General features: G+C 64.2%; 6 protein-coding genes and 1 tRNA gene. All 7 read left to right on the top strand.

The features are described from left to right. Nucleotides 1-28 precede the first annotated feature (28 nt). The gene (locus VF515_22075) at nucleotides 29-688 is read left to right on the top strand and encodes a site-2 protease family protein (protein HEX7410318.1); all 660 of its coding nucleotides are present in this window, start codon (nucleotides 29-31) and stop codon (nucleotides 686-688) included. Next, nucleotides 688-1,722, top strand: coding sequence for a tryptophan--tRNA ligase (trpS, locus tag VF515_22070; GenBank protein ID HEX7410317.1), 1,035 nt, complete (start codon nucleotides 688-690; stop codon nucleotides 1,720-1,722). Before VF515_22075 ends, trpS begins: the two co-directional genes overlap by 1 nt. Before the next feature lie 120 nt (nucleotides 1,723-1,842). Then, nucleotides 1,843-2,724 (top strand): segregation/condensation protein A, encoded by an 882-nt coding sequence (locus tag VF515_22065; protein HEX7410316.1) that lies wholly within the window; start codon nucleotides 1,843-1,845, stop codon nucleotides 2,722-2,724. Then, a complete protein-coding gene (scpB, locus tag VF515_22060; GenBank protein HEX7410315.1) occupies nucleotides 2,702-3,640 on the top strand; it encodes an SMC-Scp complex subunit ScpB in 939 nt (312 codons plus the stop codon). The genes VF515_22065 and scpB overlap by 23 nt, the downstream gene beginning before the upstream one ends. Continuing rightward, nucleotides 3,522-4,208, top strand: a complete 687-nt coding sequence (locus VF515_22055; protein HEX7410314.1) for a pseudouridine synthase — start codon at nucleotides 3,522-3,524, stop codon at nucleotides 4,206-4,208. Before scpB ends, VF515_22055 begins: the two co-directional genes overlap by 119 nt. Before the next feature lie 103 nt (nucleotides 4,209-4,311). Next, nucleotides 4,312-4,385 (top strand) — tRNA-Met (locus VF515_22050). A 272-nt stretch (nucleotides 4,386-4,657) separates the two neighbouring features. Continuing rightward, on the top strand, nucleotides 4,658-5,233 hold a 576-nt coding region (locus tag VF515_22045), incomplete at its 3' end, for a DnaA/Hda family protein (protein ID HEX7410313.1).

Raw genomic sequence — 5,233 nt, 5'->3', positions numbered from 1 at the left:
CGCGGGTTTCTGCTACCTCTGTCGCCACGTGGGACCTCTTATCCAACAAGTATCCGTATGGGCGCTGCCGGTGCTGGCCGCCATCATTCTGCATGAAATCGCGCACGGCATGGTCGCCAACCGGCTCGGTGACCCGACTGCGGCACGCATGGGGCGGCTCACGCTCAATCCGCTGCCGCATATCGATCCGATCGGCACCGTACTCCTGCCGTTGATGCTGGTGGTGGCGCACGCACCGTTCCTCTTCGGCTACGCCCGCCCGGTGCCGGTCAACTTCGCCAACCTGCGCAACCCCAAGCGCGACATGGTGTTGGTGGCCGCGGCAGGGCCCCTGACCAACCTCATCCTGGCAGTCATCAGCGCGCTGTTTTTCAAACAGCTGCTGCAGCTGCGCTTGCCCGCCGAAGGGGCGTTCGCCGGGTTGCTGGTCGCGGTGCTCACACCGCTGGCCTTGATGGCGCAGAACAGTGTGGTCATCAACGTGGTCTTGGCCGTCTTCAATCTCTTGCCGATCCTTCCGCTCGATGGCGGCCGGGTACTTGCCGGTCTCTTGCCACGTGCGCAGGCGATCGCCTTTGCCCGGCTCGAGCCGTTCGGCTTCATGATCGTGATCGCCCTGATGGCCACTAATGTCCTCGACTCGGTGATCGGCCCGGTGATCGGGCTCTTCCTGCACGCCTTGCTGTGATGAACGCCACGACGACCGCCGAATCAACCGGTATCGTAGTCAGCGGCATGCGACCCACCGGCCGTTTGCACCTCGGTCGCTGGCTCGGCGCCTTGCGCAACTGGATCCGTTTGCAGCACGAACGCCGCTGCTTGTTCTTCATCGCTGATTGGCACGTGTTGACCACGCGCCAAGAGGACACCGGAGACATCGAACGCAACGTCCGCGACATGATGATCGACTTCCTCTCCGCCGGCCTCGATCCGGAGAAGGCGGTGATCTTTCGCCAGTCGGCGGTCAAAGAGCACGCCGAATTGCACCTGCTGTTCTCCATGATCATTCCCACCCCATGGCTGCTCCGCAACCCTACGATCAAGGAGCAAGCGCGCGAACTCGGGCTGCTGCAGACGGAAGACGAAGCGGCGATGACCACTCTCAACTACGGCCTGATCGGGTACCCGGTGCTGCAGGCGGCCGACATCCTCATGTATAAGGCCACCGGGGTTCCCGTCGGCATCGATCAGGTGCCCCACGTCGAACTGACGCGCGAGATCGCGCGCCGCTTCAATAACCTGTATGGCCCGGTGTTTCCTGAACCGGACGCCTTGCTGACCGAGGCGCAAAAGGTGCCGGGTACCGACGGCCGCAAGATGGGCACGAGCTACAATAACGCCGTGTTCTTGTCCGACACGCCCGAGGTCATCGACCAGAAGCTCAGCCGCATGATAACCGACCCGCGCCGCGCACGGCGCACGGATCCGGGAGAGCCGTTCGATTGTCCGGCCTTCAGCCTGCATCGCATCTATTGCACGCCGGAGGAAATCGAGTACGTCAGCAAAGGCTGCCGCACCGCCGGCATCGGTTGCCTGGAGTGCAAGCGGATCATGATCAAGCACGTTGTTGCCGAGCTGGGACCCATGAGTCAGCGGCGCGCCGAGCTGGAGGCACGCCCAGCAGCAGTGCTAGAAGCCCTGGAGCACGGGAACGAACAGGCGCGGGAAGCGGCGGTCGCAACCATGAAGGAAGTCCGGGAGGCCATGGGATTGGGAGGTTGAGCGATCGGTCGAAATACGTTTTACGAGTTGCGTTTTACGCGTCTCCCTAAAACGTGAAACGTGAAACGTAAAACGTGGTGAGGCGATCACCCAAACGCTAGAGGTGTGGAGAGGGCATCGATGGCTGACGAAGGCGAAGCAACGAGCCAGACGGCCGCAGACGACACGGCGACTGTCCCGGCGCGCCTACGGGGGCTGTATCGGGTCAGCCTGCCTGTCTTTGAAGGCCCCCTCGATTTGCTCCTGCACCTGATCAAGAAAAGCGAAGTCGAAATCGTCGACATCCCCATCGCGACGATCACGGAGCAATACCTGGCGTACCTGGAGGTGATGCGGGGGCTGAGCCTGGACGTCGCCGGCGAGTTCCTGGTCATGGCCGCGACCTTGACCTTGATCAAATCCCGCATGCTCCTGCCGCCCTCGGAGGAAGAGGAGGAAGAAGAGGAAGCCGACCCGCGCGCCGACCTGGTCCGCCAGCTCCTGGAGTATCAACGCTATCGCGAAGCCGCGTTGGCGTTGTCGGAGCGACCGCTGCTGCAACGCGACGTGTTCGCGCGCGAGCCGGTGATGGATGCGCAAGAGACGGGAGAGCCCGGCGAACTGCCGCTCCTGAAGGTGACGGTGTGGGAGCTGCTCGATGCCTTTCGCAGTGTCCTCAAACGGCTGCGACCCGAGGCGGTCCACGAGATCGTCACCGAGCGCATTTCCTTGCGCGACCGCGTGCGCACGATGCTGCAGGCGCTCAGTGTGGCGCGCAGCCTCGATTTCGACAGTCTGTTCGACGAAGACGCCAGCCGCTTCGACGTCATCATCACCTTTCTGGCGCTGCTGGAACTCATGAAGATGGGCGCCGCGCGTGCCACGCAGGAGGAGCGCTACGGGCGCATTGTGATCGAACTGGCGGTGACCGATGTGGCCGCCGTCTCGCTCGAGTCGGTGGACGAGTACGACCGCAGCGCGGTGGCGGAAGGAGGGGAGGATGGACGAAACCGAAGTGAGTGAACCGACGGTTGTGTCCGAGGCCGAGAGCGCGGCCGCCGAAGTCGCGACTGGCGACGCGGAGATCGTCGAAGAAGCCGCAGCGGGCGACGCGGAGGGCGACCAGGTCCCGCCGGCCGCAGACGAGACGGCCTGCGGACGGATCGAACGGATCATCGAGAGTGTCCTGTTTGCGGCTGCGGCGCCGGTCAGTCTGCGCCGATTGGTGGAGATCCTTGCCGGTCCGCCCAGCAAAGAAGTGCAGGCCGCCGTTGTGCGGCTGATGCAAGAGTACGCACCCGGCCAGCGCGGCATTCAACTCCGCGAGGTGGCCGGCGGCTACCAGTTTCGTACCGCGCGCGAGAACGCTGAATGGGTACGGGCGATCTTTCGGGAGAAACCGGCACGCATGGGCCGCGCCGCACTGGAAACCCTGGCCATCGTCGCCTATAAACAACCGGTGACGCGGGCCGAGATCGAGGCCATCCGCGGCGTCGATGTCGATGGCGTACTGAGCACCTTGCTGTCGCGGCGGCTCATCAAGATTGCCGGCCGCAAGGAAGCGGTGGGACGCCCGCTCTTGTACGGCACCACACCCGAATTCTTGGAAGTCTTCGGGTTGAAGGACATGAACGAGCTGCCGTCGTTGAAGGAGTTGGGCCCGGCCCCGGATACAGATGATGAAGGAACCAGTACGGAAGTCGCGCAGCAGGAGTGGACCACCACAGAGGCCGAAACCGAGGCCGGCGCCGAGGCCGCCGCAGCCTGCCAAAGCGCCGAAGACGGAGGAGCGCCTGCAGAAGATCCTGAGTCAGGCGGGGATCGCGTCGAGGCGGAAGGCGGAGGAGCTGATCCAGGCGGGTCGTGTGCGCCTGAACAACCAGGTGGTGACCCAGCTAGGGACGAAAGCGAACCCACGGACGGATCGCATCACGGTTGACGGCCGCCCGCTCCACCTTTCCGACGAACGCCTCTACATTCTGCTGCACAAACCCGTTGGTGTGGTGACGACGCTCTCCGATCCGGAAGGGCGCCCCACCGTCCGTCAGCTGCTGCCAGGCGTCCATGCCCGCGTCTTTCCGGTAGGACGTCTGGACTTCCACTCCTCCGGCCTCCTGCTGTTGACCAATGACGGCGAGCTGGCGCTGCGACTGACTCACCCGCGCTACGGCGTGCGCAAGACCTATCGGGTGAAGGTCAAAGGCAGGCCGACGCCGGAAGCGCTGGCGCAACTGGCGGCCGGCGTGCGGCTGGAAGGGGGGACGACGGCGCCCGCCGAGGTCCACGCCGTTCGGGGCAGCGACGCCAAAACGTGGCTGGAAATCACGCTCGGTGAGGGACGCAAGCGTGAGATCCGCCGCATGTGCGAGCGCGTGGGCTGCCCGGTGGAAAAACTCGCGCGCATCCGTCTCGGTCCCCTGTCGATCGGCAAACTGCCCCCAGGCCAGCATCGCAAGCTGACGGAGCGCGAGGTGCAGAAACTGCGCCACGCCGTTGGGTTGGGCTGATGTAGGGGCGACCGGCCGGTCGCCCCTACGCGTGCGACCGGAACCAGAATTTCTGCGGTTGACTTCCCTCTGGGGCGCCGCTATCCATCACACCGGTTCGTGTAGCGGGGTGGAGCAGTCCGGTAGCTCGTCGGGCTCATAACCCGAAGGTCGGAGGTTCAAATCCTCCCCCCGCAACTTCACAAAACCCCGCGATTCCAGTGAGTCGCGGGGTTTTCCATTTTCGGGCAAAACATCGTTCAGTGAGTTGGGTGCGCCTGGGGCGCGGATGGGTGCGTCACCGGGCATTCGGGCGAGCCGCGCGCTCGCGGAGCGGAACGGCGCCGCGGTGGATCTGGGGAAGCCTTTGACCGAGGCGCTGAAAGGCGAGATGTTCTCTTCTCCGCGTGTGGTAGGATCTGCCACAAGAGTTGAGAAAGACGTAGGACCACACGCCGCGCGAGGCATCGATGCAACTCAACCCACACTTCACGTTTGATCGCTTTGTCATCACGCCAGGGGCCGCCGTGGCACATCGGGCATGCTGGGCCTTTGCCGAAACTCGCCCGACTGCCCCGCGTCTTATCGGGCTCTATGGTCGGCCCGGCGTCGGCAAGACACATCTCCTCCATTCGATCGGCAACGCCGTGATTGATCGGGCCCCAGCGACCCACCTCGCCCTCAAGACGGCCGAGGAATTGAGGGATGAGTTCGTCCGGGCGCTGCGCCAGGACCGCCTTGACGAGCGCCGTCGGGAGTATCGCCAGCTCGACGTCCTGCTGATCGACGATCTCCATGTGCTCGGGGGGAGGCCCGACACGCAAAGCGAGATTGCGCGTACGCTGATCAGTTGCCTCGAGTCGGGTGTCCGGATTGCGTGTGCGGGCATGTCAACACCCGCACAAGTCAAAGCGCTCAGCACGCCCCTGAAGTCCCTGCCGAATTCACGTTTCATAGGCATCAAGTCCCCTACCCTACAAGCACTCCGGCGCATCCTCCGTTCAAGCTCGGTGGCGGACGGCCTTGCGATCCCCGCTATGGCGCTG

The organism is Candidatus Binatia bacterium (assembly GCA_036382395.1).
Classification (GTDB): domain Bacteria; phylum Desulfobacterota; class Binatia; order HRBIN30; family HRBIN30; genus JAGDMS01.
Note: the sequence above shows the minus strand (reverse complement) of the source record. Positions and strands in the feature narration are given on the sequence as shown.

Coding starts and splice junctions, on each gene's coding strand:
- scpB (HEX7410315.1), top strand. CDS start 2,702: ATGGACGAAACCGAAGTGAGTGAACCGACGGTTGTGTCCGAGGCCGAG.
- trpS (HEX7410317.1), top strand. CDS start 688: ATGAACGCCACGACGACCGCCGAATCAACCGGTATCGTAGTCAGCGGC.
- VF515_22065 (HEX7410316.1), top strand. CDS start 1,843: ATGGCTGACGAAGGCGAAGCAACGAGCCAGACGGCCGCAGACGACACG.